Origin of the sequence: Leucobacter celer subsp. astrifaciens, assembly GCF_001273835.1 — a bacterium.
GTDB classification, from domain to species: domain Bacteria; phylum Actinomycetota; class Actinomycetes; order Actinomycetales; family Microbacteriaceae; genus Leucobacter; species Leucobacter celer.
In genome coordinates this window covers 1-251 of the sequence record NZ_JHEI01000227.1, presented here as the reverse complement: position 1 = coordinate 251, position 251 = coordinate 1, and the positions used below count along the sequence as shown (strand labels likewise).

Here is a 251-nt window from a genome sequence, read left to right as displayed (position 1 = left end):
TTCCAGCAGGGCGCCAGCGCGTTCGCCGGTTCGGACCGCGCGTTCAAGACCGACGAGATCTCGGCTGCCCCCTTCGAGGGCTGCGCGACCGGCGACATCGTCGAATTCCCCGCGTACATCTCCCCGATCGCGATCATCTTCAACGTCGACGGTGTCGATTCGCTGAAGCTCGACGCGTCGACTGTCGCGCAGATCTTCTCGGGCAAGATCACCAAGTGGAACGACGCAGCGATCACCGCGCAGAACGAGGG

Annotated in this window: 1 protein-coding gene; it reads left to right on the top strand. The window is 64.1% G+C overall.

Features of this window, described 5'->3' with window-relative positions:
• Window positions 1–251 (top strand): substrate-binding domain-containing protein (locus AMS65_RS18345; RefSeq protein WP_193787046.1); only part of this gene is annotated, 251 nt, incomplete at both ends.